The sequence below is a fragment of the Streptomyces sp. NPDC101152 genome (genome assembly GCF_044768275.1).
Classification (GTDB): domain Bacteria; phylum Actinomycetota; class Actinomycetes; order Streptomycetales; family Streptomycetaceae; genus Streptomyces.
The window spans coordinates 1-1,202 of the sequence record NZ_JBIWPO010000149.1; the positions used below are offsets into that span (position 1 = coordinate 1).

Genomic DNA, 1,202 nt, shown 5'->3' on the forward strand with positions numbered 1-1,202 from the left:
GAAGGTCTTCGCGTGGTGGACGTCGTAGGCGGCCAGGTAGGCCAGGGCTCCGCCGCGGCCGTAGGTGTGGTTCACCCGCATCGCCCTGGCCTGCCCGGGGGCCAGGGCGGGGTGGCAGCGGCAGCGGGCCTGGATGGAGGTCTTCTCATCCGCGCTGATCACGTACTCGTCCGCGCCGAGCGCTTCGCCTTTCCAGATGCGGGCATAGAGGTCGAGCACGCGCTCGGCCCTGGACCGGAAGGCAGGGTCGGTGATGAAGATCCAGGACTGGTGCTGCCAGGGCTTGATCGCGTCCTGCTTGAGCCAGCGCCGCACGGTGGAGGCGGAGATCGCGCCGGCGATGGCGCGGGCGACGACCTCGCGGGCCAGCTCCGGGGCCGACCAGCGCGAGAGCGGTGTGCCGCTCTCGGCGGGCAGTTGGCAGGCCAGGGCCTTGACCTGGGCGGTCTGCAGCGGTGTGAAGGAGGCGGGACGCCCGGAGCGCTTGCGGTCGGACAGGGCGGGCAGCCGGTGCTCGGCAAATCGGCCGCGCCAGGTGCGGACGGTGTCCAGGTGCAGCCCCATCACGCGGGCGATGCGGACGTTGGGGCGGCCCCGGGCCGCGTGCAGGACGACCTGGGCGCGCTGACGGAGCCGGTGTTCGGTCTTGTGGCCGTAGGCCATCGTCTTGAGCCGCTTGCGCTCGGAGGCGGCCAGGGTTATCGGGCGGGCGGGGGCAACGGGCAAGGCGGGCACGCCGATCACGAGAAGTGGATCACGACAGGACGTATCCTGCCGCCCCCGATCGCCGGCCCTCCGGCAGGATGTCCGCTGTGCCAACGCCCTCGGAACATACCCGGCTCCAGCTCGAGCTGTACCTGAACATGCGCGCCAAGGCCGCCTGGCCGCAGCTGGCCGGCCTGCGCGTCCGCCACCGGGGCCAGTACGCCTACGTGGAAGGCGAACTGGCCGGCGGCGGGAGCCTCAAGCTGATGCGCCTGCGCTACCACGGCACCGCGAGCCGTTGGGGCTTCGCCCTGCACGACCCGGCCAGCGACCGCTACCAGGACGCCCTCCTGCCCACCGGCAGTGGCAGCGGCACCCCCGAGGACGCCCTCGACACCGCCTGCCACCTCCACCTCACAGGCCTCGGCACCTGACCGCGAACAGGCCTGCAACCAGCTCCAAAGTCAACCCCCGAAGGACTTACGACGCAGACCACT

At 71.8% G+C, this 1,202-nt stretch carries 2 protein-coding genes; one reads left to right on the forward strand and one right to left on the reverse strand.

Translation table 11 applies throughout. The features are described from left to right. Window positions 1-735 (reverse strand): helix-turn-helix domain-containing protein (locus ACIRVK_RS45565; protein WP_404258071.1); only part of this gene is annotated, 735 nt, incomplete at its 3' end. Window positions 736-812: 77 nt separating this feature from the next. Between ACIRVK_RS45565 and ACIRVK_RS45570 the strand changes: the two genes are divergently transcribed. After that, window positions 813-1,139 carry a hypothetical protein gene (locus tag ACIRVK_RS45570; protein WP_404258073.1) on the forward strand — a complete coding sequence of 109 codons (327 nt, stop codon included), beginning with the start codon at window positions 813-815 and terminating at the stop codon, window positions 1,137-1,139. The last annotated feature ends 63 nt before the right edge of the window (window positions 1,140-1,202 follow it).